The organism is Actinoplanes auranticolor (genome assembly GCF_018332655.1).
Lineage (GTDB): Bacteria > Actinomycetota > Actinomycetes > Mycobacteriales > Micromonosporaceae > Actinoplanes > Actinoplanes auranticolor.
This window is the reverse complement of record NZ_BOQL01000049.1, coordinates 40,728-67,437: the sequence shown is the minus strand read 5'-3', so window position 1 is coordinate 67,437 and position 26,710 is coordinate 40,728. Positions and strand designations below refer to the sequence as shown.

General features: G+C 70.6%; 23 protein-coding genes, 1 tRNA gene and 1 pseudogene. 11 read left to right on the top strand and 14 right to left on the bottom strand.

Features of this window, described 5'->3' with window-relative positions; all coding sequences use genetic code 11:
* Positions 1-102 precede the first annotated feature (102 nt).
* Positions 103-1,188 carry a PucR family transcriptional regulator gene (locus Aau02nite_RS29575; protein WP_212991948.1) on the bottom strand — a complete coding sequence of 362 codons (1,086 nt, stop codon included), beginning with the start codon at positions 1,186-1,188 and terminating at the stop codon, positions 103-105.
* 407 nt (positions 1,189-1,595) lie between these two features.
* On the opposite strand from Aau02nite_RS29575, the gene Aau02nite_RS29570 reads away from it, so the two are divergent.
* The 4 genes from Aau02nite_RS29570 to Aau02nite_RS29555 all read left to right on the top strand — a co-directional run bounded on the left by Aau02nite_RS29570 (position 1,596) and on the right by Aau02nite_RS29555 (position 3,815).
* Entirely contained in the window at positions 1,596-1,829 is a 234-nt protein-coding gene (locus tag Aau02nite_RS29570) for a hypothetical protein (protein WP_212991873.1), read from the top strand.
* Between the two features lie 92 nt (positions 1,830-1,921).
* Entirely contained in the window at positions 1,922-2,485 is a 564-nt protein-coding gene (locus Aau02nite_RS29565; protein ID WP_212991872.1) for a TetR/AcrR family transcriptional regulator, read from the top strand.
* Between the two features lie 47 nt (positions 2,486-2,532).
* Positions 2,533-3,054, top strand: coding sequence for an RNA polymerase sigma factor (locus Aau02nite_RS29560; protein WP_212991871.1), 522 nt, complete (start codon positions 2,533-2,535; stop codon positions 3,052-3,054).
* Positions 3,051-3,815: a hypothetical protein gene (locus Aau02nite_RS29555; protein WP_212991870.1), complete on the top strand. Its 765-nt coding sequence runs from the start codon at positions 3,051-3,053 to the stop codon at positions 3,813-3,815. The genes Aau02nite_RS29560 and Aau02nite_RS29555 overlap by 4 nt, the downstream gene beginning before the upstream one ends.
* 2 nt (positions 3,816-3,817) lie before the next feature.
* On the opposite strand, the gene Aau02nite_RS29550 is transcribed toward Aau02nite_RS29555, so the two are convergent.
* Both Aau02nite_RS29550 and gltX read right to left on the bottom strand, forming a co-directional pair.
* A complete protein-coding gene (locus Aau02nite_RS29550) occupies positions 3,818-4,507 on the bottom strand; it encodes a hypothetical protein (RefSeq protein WP_246595535.1) in 690 nt (229 codons plus the stop codon).
* A gap of 361 nt (positions 4,508-4,868) precedes the next feature.
* Positions 4,869-6,278, bottom strand: a complete 1,410-nt coding sequence (gltX, locus tag Aau02nite_RS29545; RefSeq protein WP_212991869.1) for a glutamate--tRNA ligase — start codon at positions 6,276-6,278, stop codon at positions 4,869-4,871.
* A 146-nt stretch (positions 6,279-6,424) separates the two neighbouring features.
* Between gltX and Aau02nite_RS29540 the strand changes: the two genes are divergently transcribed.
* Positions 6,425-7,795 carry a glycosyl hydrolase family 18 protein gene (locus Aau02nite_RS29540; protein ID WP_212991868.1) on the top strand — a complete coding sequence of 457 codons (1,371 nt, stop codon included), beginning with the start codon at positions 6,425-6,427 and terminating at the stop codon, positions 7,793-7,795.
* 25 nt (positions 7,796-7,820) lie between these two features.
* Here the strand turns inward: Aau02nite_RS29540 and Aau02nite_RS48115 are convergent.
* Positions 7,821-8,307: pseudogene (locus Aau02nite_RS48115) on the bottom strand (MFS transporter); the annotation flags it as partial.
* A 318-nt stretch (positions 8,308-8,625) separates the two neighbouring features.
* Here Aau02nite_RS48115 and Aau02nite_RS29530 point away from each other — a divergent pair.
* The gene (locus tag Aau02nite_RS29530; RefSeq protein ID WP_212991867.1) at positions 8,626-9,159 is read left to right on the top strand and encodes a dihydrofolate reductase family protein; all 534 of its coding nucleotides are present in this window, start codon (positions 8,626-8,628) and stop codon (positions 9,157-9,159) included.
* Here the strand turns inward: Aau02nite_RS29530 and Aau02nite_RS29525 are convergent.
* The 6 genes from Aau02nite_RS29525 to Aau02nite_RS29500 all read right to left on the bottom strand — a co-directional run bounded on the left by Aau02nite_RS29525 (position 9,148) and on the right by Aau02nite_RS29500 (position 16,997).
* Complete coding sequence (locus tag Aau02nite_RS29525; protein WP_212991866.1) at positions 9,148-11,283, bottom strand: methyl-accepting chemotaxis protein; 2,136 nt, start codon at positions 11,281-11,283, stop codon at positions 9,148-9,150. The two genes, Aau02nite_RS29530 and Aau02nite_RS29525, sit on opposite strands and share 12 nt — an antisense overlap.
* Before the next feature lie 94 nt (positions 11,284-11,377).
* The gene (gene aceE, locus Aau02nite_RS29520; RefSeq protein ID WP_212991865.1) at positions 11,378-14,116 is read right to left on the bottom strand and encodes a pyruvate dehydrogenase (acetyl-transferring), homodimeric type; all 2,739 of its coding nucleotides are present in this window, start codon (positions 14,114-14,116) and stop codon (positions 11,378-11,380) included.
* A 148-nt stretch (positions 14,117-14,264) separates the two neighbouring features.
* On the bottom strand, positions 14,265-14,669 hold the full coding sequence (locus Aau02nite_RS29515) for a YjbQ family protein (protein WP_212991864.1): 405 nt from the start codon (positions 14,667-14,669) through the stop codon (positions 14,265-14,267).
* A 169-nt stretch (positions 14,670-14,838) separates the two neighbouring features.
* Positions 14,839-15,636 (bottom strand): ABC transporter permease, encoded by a 798-nt coding sequence (locus Aau02nite_RS29510; RefSeq protein WP_212991863.1) that lies wholly within the window; start codon positions 15,634-15,636, stop codon positions 14,839-14,841.
* Positions 15,623-16,537, bottom strand: a complete 915-nt coding sequence (locus Aau02nite_RS29505; RefSeq protein WP_212991862.1) for an ABC transporter ATP-binding protein — start codon at positions 16,535-16,537, stop codon at positions 15,623-15,625. Before Aau02nite_RS29505 ends, Aau02nite_RS29510 begins: the two co-directional genes overlap by 14 nt.
* Complete coding sequence (locus tag Aau02nite_RS29500) at positions 16,530-16,997, bottom strand: GbsR/MarR family transcriptional regulator (RefSeq protein WP_212991861.1); 468 nt, start codon at positions 16,995-16,997, stop codon at positions 16,530-16,532. Before Aau02nite_RS29500 ends, Aau02nite_RS29505 begins: the two co-directional genes overlap by 8 nt.
* 139 nt (positions 16,998-17,136) lie before the next feature.
* On the opposite strand from Aau02nite_RS29500, the gene Aau02nite_RS29495 reads away from it, so the two are divergent.
* The 5 genes from Aau02nite_RS29495 (at position 17,137) to Aau02nite_RS29475 (ending at position 21,407) form a co-directional block, all read left to right on the top strand.
* Positions 17,137-19,455 (top strand): thiamine pyrophosphate-dependent enzyme, encoded by a 2,319-nt coding sequence (locus Aau02nite_RS29495; protein WP_212991860.1) that lies wholly within the window; start codon positions 17,137-17,139, stop codon positions 19,453-19,455.
* Positions 19,456-19,562: 107 nt separating this feature from the next.
* Entirely contained in the window at positions 19,563-19,994 is a 432-nt protein-coding gene (locus Aau02nite_RS29490) for a DUF3052 domain-containing protein (RefSeq protein ID WP_212991859.1), read from the top strand.
* Between the two features lie 76 nt (positions 19,995-20,070).
* On the top strand, positions 20,071-20,535 hold the full coding sequence (locus Aau02nite_RS29485; RefSeq protein ID WP_212991858.1) for a peroxiredoxin: 465 nt from the start codon (positions 20,071-20,073) through the stop codon (positions 20,533-20,535).
* 58 nt (positions 20,536-20,593) lie between these two features.
* Positions 20,594-20,668, top strand: a tRNA-Val gene (locus tag Aau02nite_RS29480).
* Between the two features lie 202 nt (positions 20,669-20,870).
* Positions 20,871-21,407, top strand: a complete 537-nt coding sequence (locus Aau02nite_RS29475) for a hypothetical protein (protein WP_212991857.1) — start codon at positions 20,871-20,873, stop codon at positions 21,405-21,407.
* 168 nt (positions 21,408-21,575) lie between these two features.
* Here the strand turns inward: Aau02nite_RS29475 and Aau02nite_RS29470 are convergent, their stop codons facing one another.
* The 4 genes from Aau02nite_RS29470 to Aau02nite_RS29455 all read right to left on the bottom strand — a co-directional run bounded on the left by Aau02nite_RS29470 (position 21,576) and on the right by Aau02nite_RS29455 (position 26,704).
* Positions 21,576-22,175: a uridine kinase family protein gene (locus tag Aau02nite_RS29470; protein ID WP_212991856.1), complete on the bottom strand. Its 600-nt coding sequence runs from the start codon at positions 22,173-22,175 to the stop codon at positions 21,576-21,578.
* 118 nt (positions 22,176-22,293) lie between these two features.
* Positions 22,294-24,393 carry a galactose oxidase-like domain-containing protein gene (locus Aau02nite_RS29465; protein WP_212991855.1) on the bottom strand — a complete coding sequence of 700 codons (2,100 nt, stop codon included), beginning with the start codon at positions 24,391-24,393 and terminating at the stop codon, positions 22,294-22,296.
* Positions 24,394-24,632: 239 nt separating this feature from the next.
* Complete coding sequence (locus tag Aau02nite_RS29460; protein WP_212991854.1) at positions 24,633-26,210, bottom strand: dolichyl-phosphate-mannose--protein mannosyltransferase; 1,578 nt, start codon at positions 26,208-26,210, stop codon at positions 24,633-24,635.
* 83 nt (positions 26,211-26,293) lie between these two features.
* Positions 26,294-26,704, bottom strand: coding sequence for an SRPBCC family protein (locus Aau02nite_RS29455; protein WP_212991853.1), 411 nt, complete (start codon positions 26,702-26,704; stop codon positions 26,294-26,296).
* Positions 26,705-26,710: the final 6 nt, after the last annotated feature.

The window sequence follows — 26,710 nt, the reverse complement described above, 5'->3', positions numbered from 1 at the left end:
CGGCGTTGTAGCTTTCCTACAAACACCCCCATATTTCGCCCAGATTAGGCATGATATCGGGGCTCTTCCGGTGGCGTCGGCCGGATCGGGGAGTCCGGTGATTTAGCTCGCAGGATCGAGGCGCCCGATGGTCAGGGCCATCCGCAGCGCGAACGCGTCCCGGCCGTCCAGCGGCGACAGGCTGGTCACCTCGGCGACCCTTTTGAGGCGGTACCGCACGGTGTTGGGGTGCACGAAGAGCTCCCGGGCGGCGCTCTCGAGCACACCGCCGGCCGCGAAGAAGGCGTCCAGGGTCTCGAGCAGTCCGCCGCCCGCGCGGGACAGTGCGCCGTAGACGTCGTGCCGCAGCGCGCGCCGGGCCTCGGAGTCCCCGGCCATGGCGCGTTCCGGCAGCAGGTCGTCGGCGGCCACCGGGTTCGGGGCGCCGGGCCAGGCGCGCGCCGCCCGGAAGCCGGCCAGCGCGGCCCGGGCCGACTCGGTGGCCTGGTCCAGCGACGGGACGGCCGGGCCCACCACGATCGGTCCCTCGCCGAAGCTCGCCGCCAGGTGCCCGGCGGCGACCAGCGGGTCGGCGACCCCGCCGAGCACGACGACCAGCCGGTCGCCGTGCACCCCGCCGATGACCTCGACCCGGGCCCGCCGGGCGGCCCGGTAGACGGCGTGCAGCACCGCGGTGATGTCGCCGCCGGGGGTACGCCCCACGACCACCGCCACCGGCGGCGCGTCGGCCCAGCCCAGGGCGGCGGCGCGGCTGGCCAGCACGTCGGAGGAGTCGCCGCGCAGCAGGGCGTCGACCAGCAGGGCCTGCAGCCGGGCGTCCCACGCGCCGCGGGACTCGGCGGCGCGGGCGTAGACCCGGGCGGCCGAGAAGGCGATCTCCCGGGAGAACTTGAGGATGGCCACCGCCAGGGCCTCCTCCTCGCCGGCCGCGGCCAGGCTGGTCACCTCGGCCTCGGCCACGTCGATGGTCACCTTGATGAGGGCGACGGTCTGGGTCAGCGTGATCGAGCGGGCCAGAGCGCGCGGGGCGGCGGCGAAGACCTCGTCGGAGATCTCCTGGGTGCCGGCCGCGGTGCCGCCGGAGCGCAGCCACTCGACCAGCGACCGGACGCCGGCCTGGGCGACCAGCATGACCCACGAGCGCTGGTCGGCCGGCAGGGCCCGGAACCAGGGCAGGGTCTCGTCCATCCGGGCGACGCTGGCGCTGGCCAGGGCTCCGGCGCGGCGCTCGACCCGGCGCAGGGTCGCGGCCAGCGGGGGGCGTTTGGCCGTACCGCTGGATTTCGCCTCCTCTGCCACCCGGCCAGCCTGTCACGGCCCGGCTCAGGGGCGGGCGCCGGTGCCTGGCATGTCTTCACATGGCCGGGACGGGCCTGCTGGCTGTACCGTTCCGCGCGGTTGCCGAGCTTTCTTCACCTGAACCCTTTGGGTTATTTGTCCGATATAGCGGTGCGCCTTCACCGCGATTTCGGTCGGTGACCTGGCAGGGTGTCGTCCTAGCACCACACGACTCGTCGGTGCGGGGATTAATGACGGGCAGCACGGTGCCGATGAGACCGGGTAGTCCGGACGGCGGGCAGGAGAGGGGGCAGGGGATGACGGAACGCGAGGACAGCCGGCTGTACGCCGACGCGGAGCAGGTCGCCGCGGAGGAGCCGCTTCCCCCGGCCGCCTCCGCCCAGACCGGCGAGGAACCGGTCGACGACGTCCCGCACCGGGTCGGCTGCCGCACCGAGCTGCGTGGCTGGGCCGGTGCCCACCTGCACGGCGCGGTCCGCCCCCGCCGCCGGGCCGTGAGCCGGGGCCGTCCGCCCGGCCGCTGGTGCTGAGCCGGGATCCCGCTCACCCCTGGGGGTGACCGACTGCGGTGTGGCGGGCCCGTTCCGCCCCATCTCCCGGCCGGTCTCGGCACCGTGGGGCCGTGGACGACAAGAGACGGCTCATCCTCGACCAGGCGTTGGCCCTCGTCGACGAACACGGCCTCGGCGCCATGTCCATGCGCGCCGTCGCCGAACGGGTCGGGCTCACCTCCATGGCCCTCTATCCGTACGTCGGCGGCAAGGACGCCCTGCTCGACGGGCTCGTCGACCTGCTGCACCTGGAACTGGGCACCGAATACGGCGACGACCCCGGCGACATCGACTGGCGGCAGCGCCTGCGCGCCCTGGGCCGGGCGGTACGGGCGTTGTCCCGGGCGCACCCCGGCGCGTACCCGTTGCTGCTGAACCGCCGCTCCGCCGGCGCCTCCGCCTCCTGGCTCACCGCCGCCCTGCGCGGCTGCCTGCACGACGCCGGCGTACCGGGGGAGCAGGTGCCCCGGCTCACCCGGATGATCTGCGCGTTCCTGCTCGGCTACACCGTCGGTGAGGTGACCGGGGGCCTGCCCTCCGACGAGGCGGCCCACCACGACGACGCGGCGGCCGAGTTCGACGCCGACCTGGACGACCTGGTACGGCTGGTGGAGGTCACCGTTAGCGGCACGTGACGCCGTTTCGCATCGCTGCCCGCGGGCCGTGGCCTATAAAGAGGCTTATGTCCGACGGGTACGTTCTGGAGCGGTACATCCAGCTGCGCCGCGCCGCGTTCCTGATGTGCGGCGACTGGGCGCTCGCCGACGAGCTGGCCCGCACCACGCTGGCCCGGGTGCTCGCCGATCCCGACATCACCGAACCGGACCTGTGGGCGTACGCCGATCTGATGGCCGCCTTCAAGAAGCCCCGGGGTCGGCGCGAGCACGTCTTCGTCGCTCCGGAGCCGGCCCTGCTCACCGAACCGGTCCCGGCCGACCGGGCCTCGGGCGGCGGTCAGCTCCAGCTCGCCACCGCGCCCGCCGAGGTCGACGCCGTGCACACCGTGCTGGTGCTGGACGCGCTGCACAGTCTCAGCCCGCGTTGCCGGGCCGTGCTGGTGCTGCGGCACTTCTGCGGCCTGGCCATCGACGAGACCGCCGACGCGCTGGATCTGGACGACAGCCGGGTGCTGGCCTTCGAGGCCGAGGGCCTCGGCGCGTTCGAGAGCCTGCTGGCCGCCGCCCGGCCGGTGGACGCGCGATGAGCGCCCTGCTCACCGCGGTGCTGGAGAAGGCCTGCGACAGCGAGCCGCCGCCCGGGGACGCGGTCCCTGACATCAACCGGCGGGCCGACCGCCTGCGCCGCCGCCGCGCCGGGCGGGTGCTGCTGGCCGGCGTGATCGCGGTGGTCCTGGTGGTGCTGCTCGGCTTCGCCCTCACCAATGTTCTGCTGCCCGGCCACAAGCCGCGCTCGACCGCCGCGGTGGCCGTGCCGCAGCCCCGCCCCTCCGCCGTGCTCGACCCGGTGCTGTCCGTGCTGGCGCCGCCGGTCGACGCGAAGGGCTACCGCATCGTCCCGCGCCCGCCGGCCTCGGGCACCGGCTGGCGGCAGTACGCGGTGCTGAACGGGGACGGCGAGCCGCGGGGTCTGGTCGAGGTCGCCGTCTACGACGCGCCGGCCGGGCTCTGCCTGCCCGTGCAGGCCGAGCCGGATGCCTGCGCCCTGCCCGACCGGACCCGGGCGGGCATCGAGTACGCCCGCTACGCCGACACCGGCGACGTCGACTGGCAGATCAACGAGGTGATCGCCCGCCGGGTGGTCGACGGCCGCACGGTGGTGGTGATGGCCACCGGTGAGCGTGGCACCGGCGACGCCGAGCGGGGAGAACCGCCGCTGACGACGGTGGAGGTGGCACAGGCCGCCACCGACGACCGGCTGCCGGACGCTTTCGGGGTGGGCGAGCGCTGCAATCCGCCCGCTTCCGACTGCCCGATCCTGCGGGTCCCGGTGCGTCCGGCCGGTTGAGGTCAGACCCGGCGGCGGATCAGGTACGCGATGCCGCCCAGGCCCAGCAGGATGGTGAGCAGGACGGCGCCGTTGAGCAGGAACAGCCGGCGCACGTCGGCGAGCACGTCGTTCACGCCCTCGACCGGGTCCAGCGCCTCGGCCTGCACGTCCTCGCCGATGCCGCCGCCGATGCCGCCACTGACCACGTCCGGCTTCTCCTTGAGCGGCACACCGCTCAGGCGCAGCGACTCCGACATGGTGAGCCGCCCGTAGAACCAGCCGGCGGTCTTCTTGCCGGTCGGCTGCTTGGCCGGCCGGAACGCGCGCGGGCCACCGGCGGCGTTCGGGTAGAGGTCGTAGACCTGGTTGGCCTTGTCCTTGATCAGCACCGTGACCGTGAACTTGGGACCGAGCTTCTTCGCCTCCGGCTTGGAGGTGGTCGGTGCCGTGGTGGCCAGCCAGCTGACCTCGCTGAGCAGCGCCTTGAACAGATCCGGCTTCTCGCTCTGCTGCACCGTCAAGGTGCCGCCGGGGAACTTGCCGGCGATCTGCACCGCCGTGGGCCGGGCCGGCGCCTTGGGCGCGGCCAGTGCGGCATCGGCGGTCAGCCGGACCGGTGCGGCCTGCGCGGCGCCGGCCGGAGCCACTCCCGCACTCAGCACGACACTCGCCGCGAGCATCCCGGTCGCCGACAGCAATCGGGCGATCACCCCTTGAACCACCGTCCGGCCTCCCCGCCCCGTGGATACATACGTGCGCCGACCGGATCGGCGCGCCCCGGAAAGGACCCGTCGCCGGCACGGCCCAGTTCTCACAGCTTCCCCGCAGATGGTCTCGGCCGCATCTCGGACCGGGACGAATTGGAGCTATCTGGGATCGACTGCATCGGTGAACCGTGGCCGCTGATCAGCGGGCGCATAGTACCCAGCGAGGGCAAGCCGAGGGGGTTCCGGTCACCCGTGCTGCTGACGTTCATACCCCTTTGACGGGCTGAACTGGCCAGGACGTTGCCTGGTGGGGTACGCGCGCGCCGTGATCCGGGCGCGCGCGTACCGAAATGGTCACGAAACCTCAGGCCAGGCGGGACCGGGCCGCCGCCAGCCGGGCCAGGGTCCGCTCGCGGCCCAGCACCTCCAGCGATTCGAACAGCGGCAGACCGATCGTGCGGCCGGTCGTCGCGACGCGTACCGGGGCCTGGGTCTTGCCCAGCTTGAGTCCGCGCTCCTCGCCGACCCGCTCGAGGGCGGCCTTCAGCGGCTCGGCCGACCACGTCTCCAGCGCGCCGAACGCCGCGACGGCGGCGTCCAGGATGTCGCCCGCGCCCTCCTTCATCGCCTTGTTCCACGACTGCTCGTCGCGGACCGGCTCGGTCAGGAAGAGGAAGTCGACGTAGTCGACGATCTCGCTGAGCACGGCGATGCGGGTCTGCGCCAGCGGCGCCACCGCGGCGAACACGTTGGAGTCGAAGGCCGACGGCTCCCACGGCGGTGCCGGGATGGTGTCGGTGCCGCCCAGCCAGGGCGCGCACACCGCGGCGAACTCCTCGGCGTCCAGGGCCCGGATGTAGTCGCCGTTGAACGCGCGCAGCTTCTTCACGTCGAAGAACGCGGGGGAGTGGCTGACGTCCTCGAGCCGGAACTCCTCCTCGACGACCGACCACGGCACGATCTCGCGGTCGCCGGAGGGCGCCCAGCCGAGCAGCATCAGGTAGTTGCGCATGGCCGCGGCCAGGTAGCCCTCGTCGCGGTACGACTCCAGGGCGACCTTGTCACGCCGCTTGGAGAGCTTCTGCCGCTTCTCGTTGACGATGACCGGCACGTGTCCCCACACCGGGGGCTTGACCCCGAGCGCCTCCCAGAGCAGCTGCTGCTTGGGGGTGTTGGGCAGGTGCTCCTCGGCCCGGATCACGTGGGTGATCCCCATGGTCATGTCGTCGACGACGTTGGCCAGCAGGAAGACGGCCGAGCCGTCGCTGCGCGCGATGACGAAGTCCTCGAGCAGCTTGTTCTCGAAGGTGGGCTCGCCGCGGACCATGTCGACGACCACGGTCTCGCCCTCGTCGGGCGTGCGGAAGCGCAGCGCCCGGCCCTCGCCGGGGCCCAGGGCCCGGTCGCGGCAGAAGCCGTCGTAGCCGATGTGGGTGTTGCCGGTGCGGGCGATGACGTCGTCACGGGCGCAGTCGCAGTAGTAGGCGCGGCCCTCGCCGTAGAGGCGGGTCGCGGCGGCGGTGTGCTCGGCGGCGTACGTCGACTGGAAGTGGGGGCCCTCGTAGGAGCCTCGCTCGATGCCGATCCAGTCGAGCGCCGAGAGGATGCCCTCCGTCCATTCCGGACGGTTGCGGGCGGCATCGGTGTCCTCGATGCGCAGGACGAAGACGCCCCCGGTCTGCTGGGCGAAGATCCAGTTCTGCAACGCCGAACGGGCGCCGCCGACGTGGAACATTCCGGTCGGAGAAGGGGCGAAGCGTACGCGTACTGTCACCCGACCAGCCTACGGCGCGTGTCGAGCCCCTTGTCAGCGACCTTTTATCACGTCTTATATTGACGACTATTAGTTAACCTTCTTAAACTTCAGCGGCCCGATGTCATCCCCGACGGCGCCCCCACGCCGGACAGAGAGGTCCCCTGATGAAGAGAAGACTGGCCGCCGCAGCCGCTGCGGTCGCCGTGGTGGCCGCCGGCGCGATCGCCATGCAAGGCACGTCCGAGGCCGCTGTGCTGCCCAACAACTTCAAGAGCGTCGGCTACCTGCCGTCCTGGGCCGGCAGCGTCTCCAGCATCCAGTACAGCAAGCTCACCCACATCAACTACGCCTTCGTGCTGCCGAACGCCAACGGCACGCTGCAGGCCGTACCGGACCCGGCCAAGCTGCAGTCGCTGGTCTCGCTCGGGCACCAGAACAACGTCAAGGTCGGGCTGGCCGTCGGCGGCTGGAACGACGGCAACGACTCGGCCTTCGAGGCGCTCGCCGGCAACGCCGGCGCCCGCACCACCTTCGTCAACGCCCTCATGGGCCTGGTCGGCCAGTACAACCTGGACGGCATCGACATCGACTGGGAGTACCCCGACCCGGGCACCTCGGGCAACAACTACACGGCCCTGATGCAGCAGCTCAGCACCGCCCTGCACGGCCAGGGCAAGCTGCTCACCGCGGCGGTCGTCTCCGAGGGCGGCACGGCCAACGGTGTGCAGCCGGCGGTCTTCGGCATGGTCGACTGGCTCAACATCATGGCGTACGACGGCGGCAGCCCGCACGCCAACTACGACTGGTCGATCGCCAGCGTCAACTTCTGGAAGAACCGCGGCCTGCCGGCCGCCAAGGCGGTGCTCGGCGTGCCGTTCTACAGCCGGCCCGGCTACAAGACGTACGCGCAGATCGTCGCGACCAACCCGGCCTTCGCCAACCAGGACTGCGCCACGATCGCCGGCGTGCAGGAGTGCTACAACGGCCTGCCGACGATCCGCCGCAAGACCCAGTGGGCCATGGCCAACGCCGGCGGCATCATGAACTGGGAGCTCTCCCAGGACGCGACCGGCGCCAACTCGCTGGTCAGCGCCATCTACGCGACGGCTACCGGTGGCGGCACGCCGCCGACCACTCCGCCGCCCGCGGGACGCACCGGCCGGATCACCGGCATCGGCGGCAAGTGCGTCGACATCGCCGCGGCGTCGTCGGCCAACGGCACCGCCGTGCAGCTCTACGACTGCAACGGCAGCGCCGCGCAGAACTGGACGGTGGCGACCGACGGCACGGTGCGCGGGCTGGGCAAGTGCCTGGACGTGGCGGCGGCCGGCACCGCGAACGGCTCGCTGGTGCAGATCTACGACTGCAACGGCACCGGCGCCCAGCAGTGGCAGGCGCAGAGCAACGGAACGCTGCGCAACCCGGTCAGCAACAAGTGCCTGGACGCGTCGAACAACAGCTCGGCCAACGGCACCCGGCTGCACATCTGGGAGTGCTTCGCCGGCACGAACCAGCGCTGGACCCTGCCCGCGTGACAGCTGATCCGCGCGGTTCCCGGACTCAGGGGACCGCGCGGATCCGCACCACCATGACCGCGCCGAGCAGGGTGACCACCGCGTCAGCGCGTACAGCGTGGAGTAGCCGCCCAGGTGGGTGACCAGCGGCGCCGCGATCGCCGGCCCGAGCACCTGCGGCGCCGCCGTCGCGATGTTGATGACCCCCAGATCCTGGCCCGGTCCACCGCGGCCGGCAGCACCTGGGTGATGAGCGCCGTGTCCACGGCCAGATAGACGCCGTAGCCCGCGCCCAGCAGCACCGAGGCGGCCAGGGCCACCGGCCAGGTCGGCCAGATCGCCAGCAGCAGGGCCGCGACGGCGATGACCACACCGGACCACACCACGAAGATCTAGCGCCGGCCGGACCGGTCGGACAGCCGGCCGCCGAGCACCGCCGTCGCGACCATGCCCGCGGTGTAGAGCAGGATCATGATCAGCAGGCCGGTGTCCGGGTCGGCCAGCCGGATCCGATCGGTGAGGAAGTACAGCACAGCGGACGACGGCACCCTCGGGCAGGGCGCGCCGGGTCGTGGCGGACAGCGGGGCGAACGGCGTGACGACCGGGTGGCCGTCGGCGAGCTCCCACACCCCGTCGATGCGGCCGTTCACCACCAGCGTGGGGGAGATCCAGCCCTGCGGCCGGGGAAACCGCCGACTTCGGCCCGCTGCTCACCGTTTCGAGCCGGCGCAGGCTGCCCACCATCTCAGGTGCCGGTGGCCGGGACACGACGTGTCGAGGTGGCGTGGCGGGTCCGGCTGAGGCAGGCTCGGCTGTTCAACCGCAAGGGACGACACGGAGGCCGGCAAGCATGGGAAAGATCATCGCGGTGGAGTACGTGACCCTGGACGGTGTCTTCGAGGAGCCGGCCTGGAGCGGGCCCTACTTCAACGACGAACTCGGCGCCTGGCAGGACCGCAACCTCACCGAGGCCGACGCGCTGCTGCTGGGCCGCCGGACGTACGAGGGCTTCAAGGCCGCCTGGCCGCAGATGGAGGAGGCGACCGGCGACTTCGGCAAGAAGATGAACGGGATGCCGAAGTACGTCGCCACCACCACGCTCACCGAGCCCGAGTGGAACGCGCAGTTCCTCCAGGGCGACGTGGTCGAGGCGGTGACGAAGCTCAAGACCGACCCCGGTTCGCTGCTGATCAACGGAAGCGCCTCGCTGGTGAACCTGCTGACCCGGCACAACCTCATCGACGAGTACCGGATCATGGTCTACCCGGTCGTGGTCGGCGAGGGCCGCAAGCTGTGGGACGAGGGCACCAAGGTCGCACTCGCGCTGAACAGCACGTTCACCACCACGACCGGCGTCGAGGTGCTCAGCTACCTACCGGCCTGACTTTGCGACGGTGAACCGTCCCACCAGCTCGGTCAGCCGCCGGGCGGTCGCGTTGAGCTCGTCGGCCGCCCGGTGGGACACCGCCACCGCGGACCGGGTGCTGTCCACCGCGCCGCTGACCGCGGTGATGCCGACCGCGATGTCCTGACTGCCGGTCGCCACCTCGCTGATGTTGCGGGCCATCTCGGCGGTCGTCGCGGCCTGCTCCTCCACCGCCGCAGCGATCGCGGTCTGGTAGTCGTTGACCTGCGCGATGGTCGCGGTGATGGCGTTGATCGCCTCGACCGCCCGGGCGGTGTCACCCTCGATCGCGGCGACCCGGGCCGTCACGTCGTCGGTCGCCCGGGCCGTCTCCTGGGCCAGCTCCTTGACCTCGCCGGCCACCACCGCGAAGCCCTTACCGAGGTCACCCGCGCGGGCGGCCTCGATAGTGGCGTTCAGTGCGAGCAGGTTGGTCTGCTCGGCGATGCTGGCGATCAGCCGTACCACGTCGGCGATCTTGGTGGTGGAGACCCGCAGCTCGTCGATCACGCCGCTGGCCGTCTCGGTCAGCCCCACGCCGTCGCGGCCGGCCCGCGCCGCGTCCTGGGCGTTGCTGGAGATCTCGCCGATCGAGGCGCCCATCTCCTCCGCACCGGCCGCCACCGTCTGCACGACGTGGCTGATGCCCTCGGCGGCCACGCTCGCCGCGCCGGCCTGCCCGGACGCGTCCTCCGCCGAGGTGGTCAGCTCGCTGCCGGTGGCCGCGACCTGCCCGGCGGAGCGGGAGACGCCGTCCGAGGCGTTGGTGACCTCGACCATCACCTCGCGCAGCTCGGCCACGGCGGTGTTCAGAGCCGTGCCGGCCCGGCCGATCTCGTCCTGGGCGCTGGGCGGCACGGAGACGGTCAGGTCCCGCTGGGCCAGCCGGGCCAGGGCGGCGGTCAGGCCGCCGAGCCGGCTGGAGATGCGGCGCGCCTGCCAGGCGGCGAAGAGACCGCCGACCACGGCCAGCAGTACGGCGGCGATGAGGAACGCGGTCAGCATGGTGCGGCGCCCGTCGCGGACCGCGTTCACCGCGCCGGCGGCGTCGGCGTCGTAGCCACCGACGGCGATGGCCCACGAGTACGGCGCGTAGTAGGCGACCGTCGTGGTCGTGGGACCGGCCTCCGCACCCGCGGAGCCCGGCAGCCGGTACGTCCTGCGCCAGGTCTGTCCACCCTCGAGCTGCGGTGCCTGCCCGACGATCTCCTTGACGTACTCGGTGCCGGCGGCATCCTTGGCGTCCAGGTCGGTGCGTCCGACCGCCCCGTCGAGACTGGAGGCGATGACCCGGCCGGTGTCCGCCTTGGCGGTGCTGTAGACGGTGACCCAGCCGTTCTCGCGGACCGAGGTGGCAGCGATCGCATCGGTGAGGTTCTGCAGGGCGGCCGCCTGTTGCACGCCGACGTACAGCGCGCCGATCACCTTGCCCGAGGCGTCCTTGACCGGGTCGTAGGCGGAGATGTACCAGGTGTCGACCACCTGGGCCACGCCCCGGTACGGCTTGCCGGCCTTGATCGCGGCGGCCACGGCGTTCGGCGTCCCCTCGGCGGTCACCGCCGGGATGAACGTGCCGATCGCCCGGTTGCCGGTCTTGGCCCGGACGTTGGTCGCCACCCGCAGCAGGTCGCCGGCGTCGTTCATCCGCTGGAAGACAGTCACCGTGCCGCCCAGCAGCGACTGCACGTCGTCGACGAACGGCGTCGGCTTCTTGACGTCGGTGTTCTGGCCGAGCCACCGGCCGCCGACCGTCGCCCGCGGCAGGGTCACCGACTGCTTGGCCTGCGACAGCTGGTTGGTCGCGGTCCACGTTGTGGTGTCGCCGTCCAGGCGTAGCCCGCCGCGCTGCTTGAGCAGCGCGTCGGCGGCCTGCATGTCGCTGTCCACGCCGCTCTGCACCTCGTCGCCGACCGAGCCGACCAGCCGGGTCACGTTCCCGGTGGTCTGATCCAGGTCCTCGGCGTTGAGCGCGGTGACCGCGGCGCCGGTCTTGTCGGCGAACGCGTCACTCTGCCAGGCTCCGACTCCCACGAGGACGGCAGCGGTGCTGACCACCCCTCCCAGACCGAGCGCGAGCAGTTTGTGGCTGATCTGGAACCCCATGTCCGGCCCTTCGGCCCGATCCGGACATATCTGAGGATCTTGGCGCAGAAAAAGGGGAGCCCGTGGGGCTCCCCTTTCTCCGTCGTCCGATCGCCTAGCTGTCGCCGCCGGTCTCGCCCACCGGGGCGGCGTTGACGTCGTCGATCGCGTACTTCTTGGCCGCCTCGGCCGGCACGTGCGCCGGCACCTTGCCGCGCAGCGCCAGCTGGCGCAGCGTGGCCACGGTGACCGACTCGGCGTCGACGCGGAAGTGGCGGCGCAGCGCGTGCCGGGTGTCGCTCATGCCGAAGCCGTCCGTGCCCAGCGACGTGTAGTCGTTCGGGATCCAGCGGCTGATCAGGTCGGGCACGGCCCGCATCCAGTCGCTGACCGCGACGGCCGGGCCCTCGGTGCCCTCCAGCTTGGTCCGGATGTACGGCTTGCGCGGCGCGTCACCGGGGTTGAGCAGGTTGTGCTCCTCGGTCTCGACGGCGTCGCGGCGCAGCTCCGTCCACGACGTCACCGACCACACGTCCGCGCCGACGCCCCAGTCCTGAGCGAGCAGCTTCTGAGCCTTGAGCGCCCACTGCATGCCCATGCCGGAGGCGAGCAGCTGTGCCTTCGGGCCGGTGGTCTCGGGCGCCGCCGCGTACCGGTAGATGCCCTTGAGTAGGCCCTCGACGTCGACCTCGGCCGGCTCGACCGGCTGCAGGATCGGCTCGTTGTAGATGGTCAGGTAGTAGAAGACGTTCTCCTGGTGCTCGCCGTACATCCGGTGCAGGCCGTTCTCGACGATGTGCGCGATCTCGAACGCGAACGCCGGGTCGTACGCCACCACGGCCGGGTTGGTCGCCGCGAGCAGCAGCGAGTGCCCGTCCTCGTGCTGCAGGCCCTCACCGTTGAGCGTGGTCCGCCCGGCGGTCGCGCCCAGCAGGAAGCCGCGGGTCATCTGGTCCGCCGCCGCCCACAGCTCGTCGGCGGTGCGCTGGAAGCCGAACATCGAGTAGAAGATGTACAGCGGGATCATCGGCTCGTCGTGCGTGGCGTACGAGGTGCCGGCCGCGATGAAGCTGGCGGTCGAACCGGCCTCGTTGATGCCCTCGTGCAGGATCTGCCCGCTCGTCGACTCCTTGTACGACAGGAAGAGCTCGCGGTCGACCGAGGTGTAGGTCTGGCCGTGCGGGGAGTAGATCTTCTTGGTCGGGAAGAGCGAGTCCATGCCGAAGGTGCGCGCCTCGTCCGGGATGATCGGCACCCAGCGGGCCCCGAACTCCTTGTCGCGCATCAGGTCCTTGAGCAGCCGGACGAAGGCCATCGTGGTGGCGACCTTCTGCTTGCCCGAGCCGCGCTTGACGTCACCGAAGGTCTTCGAGTCGGGGATCGCCAGCGACTTGTGCTTGGTGCGCCGGGTCGGCACGAAGCCACCCAGCTCCTTGCGGCGATCGAGCATGTACTGCAGCTCGTCGGACTTCTCGCCGGGGTGGTAGTACGGCGGAAGGTACGGGTTGTCCTCCAGCTGCTTGTCCGGGATGTCGAGGTAGAGCCGGTCCCGGAACTGCTTGAGGTCGTCCAGGGTCAGCTTCTTCATCTGGTGCGTGGCGTTGCGGGCCTCGAAGTGCGAGCCCAGCGTCCAGCCCTTGACGGTCTTGGCCAGGATCACGGTCGGCTGGCCGGTGTGCTCGGTGGCCGCCTTGTAGGCCGCGTACAGCTTCTTGTAGTCGTGGCCGCCGCGCTTGAGGCTCCAGATCTGGTCGTCGGTCATGCCCTCGACCAGCTTGCGGGTGCGCGGGTCACGGCCGAAGAAGTTCTCCCGCACGTACGCGCCGGACTCGCCCTTGTACGTCTGGTAGTCGCCGTCCGGCGTGACGTTCATGAGGTTGACCAGGGCGCCGTCGCTGTCGGCGGCGAGCAGCGAATCCCATTCGCGGCCCCAGACGACTTTGATGACGTTCCAGCCGGCACCCCGGAAGAACGACTCCATCTCCTGGATGATCTTGCCGTTGCCGCGTACCGGGCCGTCGAGGCGCTGCAGGTTGCAGTTGATGACGAAGGTGAGGTTGTCCAGCTCCTCGCGGGCGGCCACGCCGATCGCGCCGAGCGACTCGACCTCGTCCATCTCGCCGTCGCCCAGGAACGCCCAGACGTGCTGCTGGCTGGTGTCCTTGATGCCGCGGTTGTGCAGGTAGCGGTTGTAGCGGGCCTGGTAGATCGCGTTCAGCGGGCCGAGGCCCATGCTGACCGTCGGGAACTCCCAGAAGTTGTTCATCAGCCGCGGGTGCGGGTACGACGGCAGGCCGCCGCCGGGGTGGCTGAGCTCCTGGCGGAAGCCGTCCAGGTCGTTCTCGCTGAGCCGGCCCTCCAGGTACGCGCGGGCGTACATACCGGGGGAGGCGTGGCCCTGGAAGAAGATGTGGTCGCCGCCGCCGGGGTGGTCCTTGCCGCGGAAGAAGTGGTTCATGCCGACCTCGTAGAGGCTGGCGCTGGAGGCGTACGTCGAGATGTGCCCGCCGACGCCGATCTCCGGCCGCTGCGCGCGGTGCACCAGCATCGCGGCGTTCCAGCGGATGTACGCCCGGATCCGGCGCTCCACGAACTCGTCACCGGGGAACCAGGGCTCCTGCTCGGGCGAGATCGTGTTGATGTAGTCCGTCGACGTCAGCGGCGGGACACCGACCTGTCGCTCCCGGGCCCGTTCCAGCAGGCGCAACATCACGTAGCGGGCGCGCTTGGCGCCACCTTCGTCGATGACTCCGTCGAGCGACTCGACCCACTCGCTGGTTTCCTCGGGGTCGACGTCCGGAAGCTGGCTCGGCAGGCCGTCGCTGATCACCGGGCGCTTGCGTTCCGTGGCCACAGGCATTCCTCTTGTCGGTGTCGGACCGTGCGACTCATTGTGTGAACCGCACGGGAATGGTTCCATCCTGCCCCCTGTCGGTGTCTGTCGTCACGCCTACCGTCCGGGTACGCGACGCTCGACACACGTACTGAGCAGTAACTTGAATTCAACCTGCGAGAAAGCTGAACCTCACCTGGCGCGACGGGTTGTCGCCGTTCGGGTCGACCAGGCAGATGGACTGCCAGGTGCCGAGCTGGATGCGCCCGCCGATGACCGGCAGGGACGCGTACGGGGGGATCCAGGCGGGCAGGACGTGATCGCGGCCGTGCCCGTGCGAGCCGTGCCGGTGCCGCCATTTGTCCTCGGCCGGCAACAGCTCGTCGATGGCGGTGAGCAGGTCCTCGTCGGAGCCGGCTCCGGTCTCGATGATCGCCACCCCGGCGGTGGCGTGCGGCACGAAGACGTGCAGCAGGCCGTCGCCGCGGCCGCTGACGAACTGCTCGGCCTCGCCCGTGATGTCCCGGACGACCGGCCGGTCGCCGGTCCGGACGGTGATCACCGTGGTGTCCATAGCGGGGAAGTCTGCCATCAGGGCTGCGACGCTACGTATAGAGGTCGAGTACGAGGAAGCAGAGACCCACGATCACATACCAGAACCCGCACTGCGCGAGCCGGCCCAGCACCGCCATGTGCCCAGCTGAGCACCTACCCGCCGGCCCGCGCAGCCGTTCGCCGCACTGTCACCCGCCGATGTCCCGGCGGCCGAAACGGAGGACGCCCACCGCGGCCAGCACGACCGTCGTGCCCGCCAGCGCCGCCACGCCACCCCACTGCAGACCGTTGGTGAGCGGCTCACCGCCCAGATACCAGTGGAACGGCGAGACGTTGCGGGTCCACCCCAGGGCGGCGACCTGCGGGAAGACGCTGTTCGCCAGGTACGCCAGCACCGCGACGCCCGCGCTCACGCCCAGCGCCAGGCTCTTGCTGCCGGTCGCCGCGCCGACCGCGAAGGCCAGCGCGCCGAACATCGCGCCGAAGAGCGCCAGCTGCACGTTCATCGCCAGAAAGCCACCGACCGTGACCGTCTCCAGCTCGAACGGCGCTCGCAGGGCCACCAGCAGGGCGAACAGGACCACCGCGACCACCGCCATGCCGGTCATCGCCGCGCCGAGCCGCTGCAGAGCCAGCCCGCGCCGGCTCACCGGATGGGCCAGGACCAGGTCGAGGGTCCCCGCCTCCTCGTCCCCGGCGACCGCGCGGGCCCCGGCGGCGATCATGAAGACCGCCACCAGCAGCGGCACCAGCAGCCCGTAGACCGCGCCGCCCAGATAACCCTGCGCGGTGCCCAGGTCGCCCGAGTTGAAGGCGGCCAGCACGCCGTCCGGGTACGCCGCGAGCGCGTCGGCCATCTCGGGGGAGTTCACCGTGGGCCAGAACGCCGCGTACATCAGGGCGACCGCCGCGATCGCCAGGGTCCAGCCCGGCAGCGACCGCCGGGCGTCCCAGAGGGCCTTCGGGTAGACGTCACGCAGGAACATGGTCGGCCTCCGGCCGCGCGTAGTAGTGGAAGAAGATCTCCTCGAGGTCCGGCTCCTCGCACAGCAGGTCCCGCACCGTGTACCGCGACGCGGCCTTGACCAGCTCGTCGGTGTGCCCGGCGAGCCGCCCGCGCAGGGTCGGGCCCGCGACGGTCAGGTCGCTGAAGCCCGGCACCCGCGCGAAGTCGGCCGCGTCGAAGCCACCGTCGAAGGTCAGCGTCACGCTGCGCACGGCGTGCGCGCGCAGCGACTCGACACTCTCGACGGCGACCAGCCGGCCGTCGCGGATGATGCCGACCCGGTCGGCGGTGTGCTGCACCTCGCTCATCACGTGCGAGGACATGAAGACCGTCGCGCCCTCGCGTTGCGCCTCCTGCACCAGCCGCACGAACTCCTGCTGCAGGAACGGGTCCAGCCCGCTGGTCGGCTCGTCGAGCACGAGCAGCTCGGGGGAGTGCATGAAGGCCTGGATGACTCCGGCCTTCTGCCGGTTGCCCTTGGACAGACCCCGGATCTGCCGATCCAGATCCAGGTCCAGGCGGTCGGCGAGCTCGGCGATCCGCGCGGCCGGGACCCCGCCGCGCAGGTTCCCCAGGTACGTGAGCAGCTGGCGCGAGGTCTGGCGGCCGTCGACGACGAAGTCACCGGCGAGGTAGCCGATCCGCCGGCGCAGCGCCACCCCGTCGGCGCGCGGGTCCAGGCCCAGGACGCGGACGGTGCCGCTGGTCGCTCGGATCAGGTCCAGCAGGATGCGGATGGTGGTCGACTTGCCGGCGCCGTTGGGGCCCAGGTAGCCGTACACCTCATTGGTCCTGACCTCGAGGTCGAGTCCCGCCAGGCCGCGCGTGCCGCGGCCGTAGGTCTTGACCAGGTCCTGGGTGGAGATGGCCAGGTCAGCCATCACTCCGTCCTCTCTGTTCGTCGTTGAACCGCTGGATCAGCTTGGGCATCTCGGTCTCGATGAAGGCGTAGAAGTCGCGGGTGGTGCGCAGCCGCTCGGCCCCCGGGGCGTGGTCGCCGCCCACCACCTCGAGGCCGCGGTCCATCAGCTGCCGGAACTGGGTGAACTTCTCGGAGCCGGCGGCGCGCATGATGGCGTCCGGGGTCATCTCGTAGAAGGAGCCGCGGCGCCCGGGCATGGCCACCCGCCGCACCAGCCCGCTCGCCTCCAGCGTGCGCAGGCCCGCGCTGACCGAGCCCTTGGCGAGCCCGAGGGCGGCGACCAGCTCGGCACCGCTCTGCGCGGCCGGGTCGCAGATCAGCAACCAGCCCAGCAGCTTCCCGTACGCCTGGGGCATGCCCATCCCGGCCAGGACGACGCCGGCCTCCTCGGCATACCGCCGCCGGGCGCTGAGCTCCATCGTGCTCCCTCATGATCTAGAAGGTTCAGTACGTTCTGAACTTTGAAGTTAGACCTCATCACCATCGATGACAAGCCAACTTTCCGACGGAGTGTCCGACGGCACTCACGGGCGGTGGCGGCTGTGGCCATGGTCGGCAATGCTGGGTCGCGTGACCACCCCGCAGAACCTCGACGAGCGCTTCCGTGACGCCGTCTCGGCCCTGCAGCCGAGCGGCCGGCGGCCGGCACCCGACGAACCGGTCCGCGACGGCTCGGCCCTGACCGGACTCCGGGCCCGGGAGCTCTTCGACGCCCAGCTCACCAGCCGCCACCTCGACCTGGCCGCGCGCTGGCTGCGCAGCTTCAACGAGGGTTTCTACACGATCGGCTCGTCCGGCCACGAGGGGAACGCGGCGGTGGCCGCCGCGCTGCGGGTGGACGACCCGGCGCTGCTGCACTACCGCTCCGGCGCGTTCTACTGTGCACGCGCGCTGCAGGCCGAGGTCGACAGTGACGACGAGTCCCGCAAGGACCCGCTGGTCGAGGCGGCCCGCGACGTGCTGCGCGGGGTGGTGGCCGCGGCCACCGAACCCATCGCGGGCGGACGGCACAAGGTCTTCGGCCGCGCCGACCTGCGGATCATCCCGACCACCTCCACCATCGCCTCGCACCTGCCCCGGGCCGTCGGCCTCGCCTTCGGCATCGCCCGCGGCAAGCAGACCCCGTGGCCGGCCGACGCGCTGGCGGTGGCCTCCTTCGGCGACGCGTCGGTCAATCACGCGACCGCTACCGCGGCCTTCAACACCGCCGGCTGGTACGACCACACCGGGCAGCGGTTGCCGCTGCTGCTGGTCTGCGAGGACAACGGGTACGGCATCAGCGTCCCGTCGCCCGACGGCTGGACAGCCGAGACGCTGCGCAGCCGACCGGGCATCCACTACTTCACCGCCGACGGCTGCGACCTGGCGGCCACCTACGACGCCGCCCGCGAGGCCGCCGACTGGGTCCGCGAGCACCGCCGCCCGGCCGTGCTGCACCTGCGGATGGTCCGGCTCATGGGCCACGCCGGTGCCGACGCCGAGGTGGCGTACCGCTCGGCCGAGGAGATCACCCGCGACCTGGAACGCGACCCGCTGGTCGGCACCGCCCGGCTGCTCGTGGAGAGCGGCACCGTCGGCGTCGAGGAGCTGCTCACCCGCTACGACGAGGTGGGCTGGCAGGTCCGCAAGGTCGCCGAGGAAGTGCTCAACGAGCCCAAGCTGACCAGCGCCGCCGAGGTCATGGCCCCGCTGGCCCCGCGCCGCCCGCTGCGTACAGCCCGGGTGATCGCCGACGCCGGGACCCGGGCGGGCGGCCCCGGCGCGCACGTCCGCTCCCAGACCTTCGGCGGCCGGCTGCCCGAGCGGGGCGGCCCGCTCACCCTGGCCCAGACCATCAACGCCACCCTCACCGACGCCCTGCTGGCCACCCCGGGCGCGGTCCTGTTCGGCGAGGACGTGGCGGCCAAGGGCGGCGTGTACGGCGTCACGAAGAACCTGCGGGACCGCTTCGGCGCCGAGCGGGTCTTCGACACCCTGCTCGACGAGACCTCCATCCTGGGCCTCGGGCTCGGCGCCGGGCTGAGCATGCCCGCGGCGGAGAACCGAGACAACGACTTCAAGGGCCTGCTCCCCATCCCCGAGATCCAATACCTGGCGTACCTGCACAACGCCGAGGACCAGCTGCGCGGCGAGGCGGCCACGATGGGCTTCTTCTCCAAGGGCGCCTTCCGCAACCCGATGGTCGTCCGGGTCGCCGGTCTGGCCTACCAGCAGAGCTTCGGGGGCCACTTCCACAACGACAACTCGGTGGCCGTGCTGCGCGACGTACCCGGGCTGGTCCTGGCCGTGCCGGCCCGGGCCGCGGACGCCGCACCGATGCTGCGGGCCTGCCTGGCCGCCGCCGCGGCCGACGGCAGCGTCTGCGTCTACCTGGAGCCGATCGCGCTCTACCACACCCGCGACCTGTACGAACCGGGCGACAACGAGTGGCTGGCGCCGTACGCGGGACCCCAGGAGTGGGCGAACGCACACACGCCGATCGGGCGCGCCCGGACCTACCCGATCGGATCGGCCGACGATCTGACCATCCTGACGTTCGGCAACGGGCTGCCGATGTCGCTGCGGGTGGCGGCCCGCCTGGCCGCCCAGGGGTACGGATCGCGGGTGGTGGATCTCCGCTGGTTGTCCCCGCTGCCCACAGCTGACCTGGTCAGAGAGGCGTCGGCCACGGGACGGGTGCTGATCGTCGACGAGACGCGGCGCTCGGGCGGCGTCGGCGAGGGCATCCTGGCGGCGCTGGTGGACGGCGGATTCGTCGGCGCGGCCCGCCGGATCGCCGCCGCGGACTCGTTCGTTCCGCTGGGTCCGGCAGCACAACAGGTCCTGATCGGGGAAGATGCCATCACACAGGGTGCCCACGCGCTGCTGGCGCGGTAAATTGCCACACACTCGGTGCGCCACTTGCGCGCAGAGCCACAACTGTGTGGACTACCCAGACCGGGACCGGCATCGGTCCCGACCACGGAACAAGGAGGCATTCGACAGTGAGCGCGACCGCTGGTCAGGCCGACGGCGTACGTAGCCCGGCGGACCGGTTCGGGATCGAACCGGACTCGGTCGTCATGGAGATGGGCTACGACGACGATGTCGACGAAGACCTCCGTGACGCCCTGGCCGAACGTTGTGGGGAGTTGGAAGACGAGGACACCGACGAGGTGGTCGACGCGGTACTGCTCTGGTACCGAGACGGCGACGGTGACCTGTTCGACCTGCTCACCAATGCTTTGGGGCCGCTCGCCGACACCGGAGTGGTGTGGCTGCTGACCCCGAAGGCCGGCCGCGACGGCCACGTCGAGCCGAGTGAAGTGAGCGAGTCCGCGCAGACTGCCGGCCTCCAGCAGACCTCGACGGTGAACGCGGGCAAGGACTGGACGGCAGCCCGGCTGGTGTCCCCGCGAGGCGCGAAGAAGAAGTAGCCACGACTCTTCCGCCGGCCGGCGCCCCACCGACGGGCGACCGGCCATCCGACGTACGCCCGGCTATCGTGATCCCATGCCGATCGAGGTGGGAACGCAGGCGCCGGACTTCACGCTGAAGGACCAGAACAACCAGGAGGTCGCCCTCGCGGACTTCACCGGCCGCAAGGCGGTCCTGCTGGTGTTCTACCCCTTGGCGTTCTCCGGCACGTGCCAGGGCGAGCTGGCCGAGATCCGCGACAACCTGCCGCAGTACGCAAACGAGTACGTCCAGGTGCTGACGGTGAGCGTGGACTCGGTCTACAGCCACAAGATCTGGGCGAACAACGAGGGCTACAACTTCCCGATGCTGTCGGACTTCTGGCCGCACGGGGCGGTGGCGCAGGCGTACGGCGTCTTCAACGAGCAGCGGGGCGTGGCAAACCGCGGCACCTTCGTCATCGACAAGGAGCGCGTGGTCCGCTACGCCGACGAGCAGGCCCCGGGCGAACGCCGGGACCAGAAAACCTGGCGGGACAGGCTCAAGGAAACGATCTTCTAGCCCCTCCGGGCCGGTGGGGCCGGAAGGGTAGGATGACCACTCCGGTTGCTACGGAACCGGGCGCGTAGCTCAGCGGGAGAGCACTCGCCTTACAAGCGAGGGGTCGCAGGTTCGAAACCTGCCGCGCCCACCATTCTGACCAGCAGCAACGGCAATAGCCGTGATCGATGAGCGACCGCGCGCGCCAGCAGCAATCGGGTGGGCCGGCCCGCGGCTGCTTGCTCGAGGCGCCTGCCGGTCCCAGCGGGCTGTGCCAGGTCTCGTCAATCGGCGCAAGGCTCTGTTTCCTGTTACGGTCCCGCCTTGTTGGACGCCGGACATTGGGGGGAAGCGACATGCTCGCCGATCACCTTCGCGACGCCGCGGTGACCGCAGCGGTGTTCGGCTTCTTCGCGCCCAGCTGGTTCGGCTGGGCTCAGGAGGCTCCCCCGCCCACTTGGCGCAGGCCGCTCATCGCCGGGACGGTGGTCTCCTTCCTGGCGTTGATGGCGGGCGCGCTGCTGGCGTGGCGGTATTGGCACGACGGGACCGCGTTCGACGACGACACCAGCCGCGCGTTCGGCATCGTCGTGGGCATCGAGTTCGGGGCTGCCGCGCTCGGAGCCGCGGCGTTCGCGGTACGGCGTCACCGCGAACTGATCCCGGTCTGGATCGCATTCGTGGTCGGGGTGCACTTGTTCCCGGTCGCATCGCTGATCCGGTACCCAGCGGTCCACGTCGTGGCCGCGCTGGTCACGTTGGCCGCTGTGGTCTCCGTCCCGGTGGCCCGGTCCCGATCGATCACCCCGAGCGCCGTCGTCGGCGCGGCCACGGGCGCCGTACTACTCGCCGGGGCTATCTTCTCCCTCATCGTGGCAGCGTTCGGGCACTGATCTTTCGTCACCGCGAGGCGTCGTGGGATGCCGGGTAACCGCGCGTCACTGAACTCAAGGATGGCTGCCACGTTCGAGTCGGGCCAGGCTCCCGGGCTATGTCGATGGCCGCTGGCGCGGCGGTTGATCCGGGTGGCTCCGGGGGCCAGTCTCGTGGCGGGAAACAGCTCAAAGCCTGATCGGCGACGCTACGACCAGTTCGGTGTCCTCGTCGTGGTTCATTGCTGCGGGGCCGGCGACGATCAGCGTGGCTCGGGCCCACGGCTTCTCCCGCAGCATGAACGGCAATTCCTCCCGCAGCCAATTCGCCACATGCTCCAGCTGCTCAGGGGATTCACCGTCCCGGGACGCCAGCAGCCGCTCCTGCTCATCCAGATCGCCCTGCATCCACACCGACGCGTCCAGCCACGGCGTCAATTCCTCGCGGATGACGCCCGTGCCCTCGACCCAGATGAACTCATTGCCCGCCGGGATGGTGATCGACCCGGGCCGGTCGTGGGCGATCCACGCCTTCGGGCGGAAGTCCACCGCCTCCCCGCGGTGCAACGGCTGCAGGATGTTTTCCGCAAGCACCCCGCCCCAGTCAAAATAGGCGTGGTTCCACGCCACATCGTCGGTGTGCACGACGGCGGAGTTCGGCACCGTCTTCGAGAGCCGCTCGGCCAGAGTCGACTTGCCGGCGCCGCCCCGGCCGTCGATGCCGATCACCCTCGGGCGTCCGGTGACGTCCGGTACTGCGTCGCGCAGCTGCCGGACCACGTCGAGCACGGGCCTCACGTGCCAGCCCGTGGCTTCGGGCTCGCCGGGGTGGAGACGCATCGAGGACCTTTCCGCAGCGGTGGGACACCGGGCGGACACAAGCCCGCCCGGTGTCCTCAATGCTCCGTCACCACGTCCATTTCTGCAGTGCGTTGCCGTTGCAGGTGGCGATCTGGATGGCCGCCTTGTTGGTCGCTGAGGCCGCGGCCAGGCACAGGGCGGTGTTTCCGAGCGGCCGTACCGTCCCGTCCGTTCCGAACTGCCATTTCTGCGCCGTCGTGTTGTTGCACTTGAAGGCCCAGATTTTCTGGCCTGTGACGAACGTCGACGACGGCACGTCGACGCAGTTGCCCAGGACGCGCAGGGAGTTGTCGTTGGGCAGGCGCGTCATGGCCTGGGCCTTGGTGTTGTTGCACGTGTACGCCTGCAGATAGGTCCGGATCGCGATGGCCGACGACGGGACGTCGATGCACATCGTGCCGGTCTTGACCCCGCTCATCAGCGGGTTCGGTCCCTTGGCGACCTGCACCATCTTCGCGATCGACGGGACGCCGGCCGCGTCGATGACGAACAGCATGTAGTGACCCGGGGGCGCCACGCCGCCGGTGGGTGGGCCGGTGACCGTCAGTGTCGTGTCGGCGGCCGTGAACTTCAGCGGGACGTACCGCTGACCCTGGTCCACGCCGTGGGTCACGTCGCCGAGGGCGACCAGCGCCACCTTGCTGATGCCGGCCGCCTCGCCGACCGAGACCGAGAAGGTCGTGTTGATGCCGATGCTGGCCGGCGCGGCCGAGATGGTGGGCCGGGTGGCGGGCTCACCGGTGCCGTCCTTCTTGTAGAGGTACGGCGGACTGAAGTATTCGAGGTTCTTCTCCAGGTATCCGACGTTCATGCAGACGCCGCAGATGCCGCCGCCCCCGGTCATGACCCGGCCGTCCGGCAGCAGCACCGCCGTCGAGTGGTACTGCCGGATGCGGCTCGCGCTCGCCAGCACCGTCCACTGACCCGTCGCCGGGTCCCAGCGTTCGGCTGCCGTCGCGGCGTGGGTCAGGTCGACCAGGCCCGATTTCGCCGCGCTGGTCATGCCGCCGGTCGCCAGCACCGAGCCGTCGGCGAGCACGGTGGCGTTGTGCTGCCGGCGCCCGGAGGCCATCGATCCGGTCGCCGCGACCGTCGGGACCAGGCCGGTGGTGCTGTTCATGACGACGGCGGTCTTGGTGGGGACCTTCGCGACGCCGCCCTCGGTGATGTTGCCGCCGCCGACCACGATCGACTTGCCGACGTCGTAGGTGGCGAAACTGCCGTAGTCCCGGTTCATCGTGTCGCGCGTGCCGGTCCCCGTGATCACGCCGTTTCCCGGGGTGTTGACGGTGTATCCGGTGGCGTACGGGCCGATCAGTCCGAGTTGGGTGTCCGGCCGCGATTCCAGGAACGGATACAGGCGGGCACCGTATTTCGTGAAGCCGGTGAGCGGGCGGATCGCGCCGTTCGCCTGGTAAACCTCGGCCGTTGTCGGGCCACCGCCGACAATGACCTCCTCGCCGTTGGCCATCCGGGCCACCGAGGGATACCAGCGGGCCGCGGCCATGTCCTTGCCGCGGGTCCAGGTCTCGGTCTGCCAGTTGAACACATAGGTACGGACCGTTCCGGCGAGCTGCGCGTTGGCGTTTCCGCCGGCGATCAGGATGTTGCCGTCGGCCAGATGCGCGAAACCGGCACAGAAGATGTTGGTGCCCTGCAGGTCGACGCGTTTGTGGGTGTTGTCGGCGGGGTTGAAGACCATCGCGCGGGTGAAGCTGTGCTGCGGATACGACTCGGCGGCATTGTCACCGACGGAGTCCCAGATCAGCACCTTGCCGTTGGGCAGCACCGCCTCGAAGACCGGGACCACCGGCGTGGCGATGACCGGGCTCCACGATCCCGCCAGCCCTGGATCCGCGGCTGCGGCCCTGGTGGAACGGGCCGTGCCGGGGCGTAACCCCGTGCGGCGCTCGACCTGCCGGGCCTGCTCCGCGGTCTTCTGCTCGATGACCCGCATCGGTGTGCCGACGAGATCCTCGGCCAGGTGCGCGGCGTCGTCGTCCAGGTGGGCGTGCGCGTGGGTATGGGCGTGGGCGTGGGGCTCGGCTGCGGGGCGGGCGGATGAGCCGGTGGCCGTGGCGGAGCCGCCGAAGATTAATACCGCCGACAACAATGAGGACCAGAACAGTCTGCGACGCGTACGCATGGAAGGCCTTTCCCGGCGATCAATGATCAGCAGCTGAGAACGGCGCACCGAAGAAAAACGCGACCGTCTCATGTATTCATTGGCGTTACCGTAACCGCTGATAAATTGATCATCAATGCCCGCCGGTGGCGCCGTACGGTCGATTCCCACCTCCGTCCGGGCGCGTGATACCACCGAACGGCCGACCGAGGATGGCGAGCGGACAATTGCCCGGGATGAAAAAGGCGGAAATTGGGGAACTAGACCCAGCGGTTGCCCAGCCACATGCGCTGGGACCAACCCTCGTGGGTCAGCAGCTGGCCCACGAAGACCGGGAAGAAGTAGGCGAAACAGAGGGCGACCGCCAGCACGTAGACGCCCGCGACCACCGTGCCGACGAGCTGCCGGTCCGTGCGGGCCGGCCCGGCGGCCGTGCCCTGCGGTGGCGTCATGATCGCGCCCAGCACGTACACCACGGCCAGGATGAGGAACGGCAGGGCGGGCAGCGCGTAGAAGGCGAACATGGTCCGGCCGTCCTTGACGGCGTAGAAGAACCACGGGAGCAGGCCGGCCACGACGCCCGTACCGATCGCGTACGCCCGCCAGTCACGCCGGGCGATGCCGAACCAGACCAGCGCGCCCAGCGCGGGCAGGAACGACCACCACAGGATCGGCGTGCCGAGCAGCAGCACTTCGCGGGCGCATTTGCCGGCGCCGCAGGTGCCGGTCCCGTTCCAGTAGAACGGCACCGGGCGCCCCAGCAGCAGCCACTGCCAGGGCCAGGACTGGTTGGGATGCCGGTCGGTCAGTCCGCTGTGGAAGTTGTACGCCACCGAGTGGTAGTGCAGCAGGTTGAGCAGCGGGCCGAGGATCGGCGGCTCGTCCATCCCGTTGGCCTGCCGGTAGTGCCGGAAGTAACCGCTGTCGGTGACGAACCAGCCGGTCCACGAGGCCAGATAGAAGATGCCCGTCAGCACGAAACTGAGCAGACCCCAGCCCACATCGCCCACGATGCCGGCGACGACCGGGCGGCGGACGCCGGCGGACCGGCGGGCCTGCACCCGCCAGACCAGGGCGAGCCCACCGAGGAACGGCAGGAAGAACAACGCACTCCACTTCACCCCGCAGGCCAGGCCGAACAGCACGCCGGCGACGAGCAGCCACCACGGCACGATGCGCGGTACCTTCGGCGTGCTGCCCGGGTCAGGGCTGTCCTCCAGCGCGCGCAGCAGGCGCCGACGGTAGTGATCGCGGTCGAGCAGCAGCGCCGCGAACGTCGCCAGGATGAACAGCCCGAGGAAGATGTCCAGCAGCGAGGTGCGCGACAGGACCAGCTGGAAACCGTCCAGCGTCATGAGCAGGCCGGCCGTTCCGGCCAGCAGGACCGAGCGGAACATCCGGTACGCGACCCGGATCAGGATCAGCACCATCAGCGTGCCGGCGACCGCGGCCGGGAAGCGCCAGCCCAGCTCGTTGTTGCCGAACGCCAGCTCGCCCACCGCGATCAGCCACTTGCCCAGCGGCGGATGCACCACGAACGCAGGCTCGCCGGTCTCGGTGTTCCACTCGACGCCGCGCTGCAGCATGTCCCAGGCGTCGGTCGGGTAGTACTTCTCGTCGAAGATCAACCCCCGCGGGCTGCTGATCCCGGTCAGGCGCAGGACTGCGGCCAGCGCGGTGATCACCGCGGTGACCAGCCACGAGTACGGATCGAGCCCGTTCTCGACCGTGGCCAGCCGGCGCCGCACGAGCTCCGGCACACCACGGCGGCCCGCGGACCCGGTCCCCGCGGGGGCGTCCGGGGTGGGCGCAGCCTCAGCTGCCGTGGCGGTCGTCACCGGAAGATCGTAGGTTCCGCCGTCGACAAATGCCCGCACCACAAGATCCCGACGTCAGCACCGTTACGGCCCGCCCATGGATGTCAGGCTGGGCTGAGGCTCTGCCGGCGGATGCCTCGCAGCATGTGCCGGACCGCGAGCACGTGACCCCGGCTGCCGACGACCAGCGTGCGGTAGATCAGGCCCGGCAGACCCGGGAACTCCCCGTACGAGCGGGCACTCACCCGCGTGCGCCCGTCCGGCAGCTCGGTGAGGTCGAAGGTCAGCAGGTAGCGCGAGAACCGGTGGCGCCCGCCCAGGCCCAGATGCTGTCCCGGGCGGGACGCGGTCACCGCGAAGCCGGGCGCCGGATCCGTGCCGAGCAGCTTGGCGAGCGGATGACCTGCGGAAACGCCGATCGACGCGTCGGCATAGCGGCACAGGGCCACCCACACGGCATCGCGGGGCGCGGCGATGACGACGGTGTGCTCGTCGAGGTACGGCAGCTCGCTCATCCACCG

Excerpts from the sequence above, each read along its gene's own strand:
- Aau02nite_RS29540 (WP_212991868.1), top strand. The coding sequence starts at position 6,425 with ATGAAGAGAAGACTGGCCGCCGCAGCCGCTGCGGTCGCCGTGGTGGCC.
- Aau02nite_RS29475 (WP_212991857.1), top strand. The coding sequence starts at position 20,871 with ATGCTCGCCGATCACCTTCGCGACGCCGCGGTGACCGCAGCGGTGTTC.
- Aau02nite_RS29575 (WP_212991948.1), bottom strand. The coding sequence starts at position 1,188 with ATGGACGAGACCCTGCCCTGGTTCCGGGCCCTGCCGGCCGACCAGCGC.
- Aau02nite_RS29505 (WP_212991862.1), bottom strand. The coding sequence starts at position 16,537 with ATGGCTGACCTGGCCATCTCCACCCAGGACCTGGTCAAGACCTACGGC.
- Aau02nite_RS29555 (WP_212991870.1), top strand. The coding sequence starts at position 3,051 with ATGAGCGCCCTGCTCACCGCGGTGCTGGAGAAGGCCTGCGACAGCGAG.
- Aau02nite_RS29530 (WP_212991867.1), top strand. The coding sequence starts at position 8,626 with ATGGGAAAGATCATCGCGGTGGAGTACGTGACCCTGGACGGTGTCTTC.
- Aau02nite_RS29570 (WP_212991873.1), top strand. The coding sequence starts at position 1,596 with ATGACGGAACGCGAGGACAGCCGGCTGTACGCCGACGCGGAGCAGGTC.
- Aau02nite_RS29525 (WP_212991866.1), bottom strand. The coding sequence starts at position 11,283 with ATGGGGTTCCAGATCAGCCACAAACTGCTCGCGCTCGGTCTGGGAGGG.
- Aau02nite_RS29510 (WP_212991863.1), bottom strand. The coding sequence starts at position 15,636 with ATGTTCCTGCGTGACGTCTACCCGAAGGCCCTCTGGGACGCCCGGCGG.
- Aau02nite_RS29465 (WP_212991855.1), bottom strand. The coding sequence starts at position 24,393 with ATGCGTACGCGTCGCAGACTGTTCTGGTCCTCATTGTTGTCGGCGGTA.
- Aau02nite_RS29500 (WP_212991861.1), bottom strand. The coding sequence starts at position 16,997 with ATGGAGCTCAGCGCCCGGCGGCGGTATGCCGAGGAGGCCGGCGTCGTC.
- Aau02nite_RS29560 (WP_212991871.1), top strand. The coding sequence starts at position 2,533 with ATGTCCGACGGGTACGTTCTGGAGCGGTACATCCAGCTGCGCCGCGCC.
- Aau02nite_RS29485 (WP_212991858.1), top strand. The coding sequence starts at position 20,071 with ATGCCGATCGAGGTGGGAACGCAGGCGCCGGACTTCACGCTGAAGGAC.
- Aau02nite_RS29495 (WP_212991860.1), top strand. The coding sequence starts at position 17,137 with ATGCTGGGTCGCGTGACCACCCCGCAGAACCTCGACGAGCGCTTCCGT.
- Aau02nite_RS29455 (WP_212991853.1), bottom strand. The coding sequence starts at position 26,704 with ATGAGCGAGCTGCCGTACCTCGACGAGCACACCGTCGTCATCGCCGCG.
- Aau02nite_RS29515 (WP_212991864.1), bottom strand. The coding sequence starts at position 14,669 with ATGGACACCACGGTGATCACCGTCCGGACCGGCGACCGGCCGGTCGTC.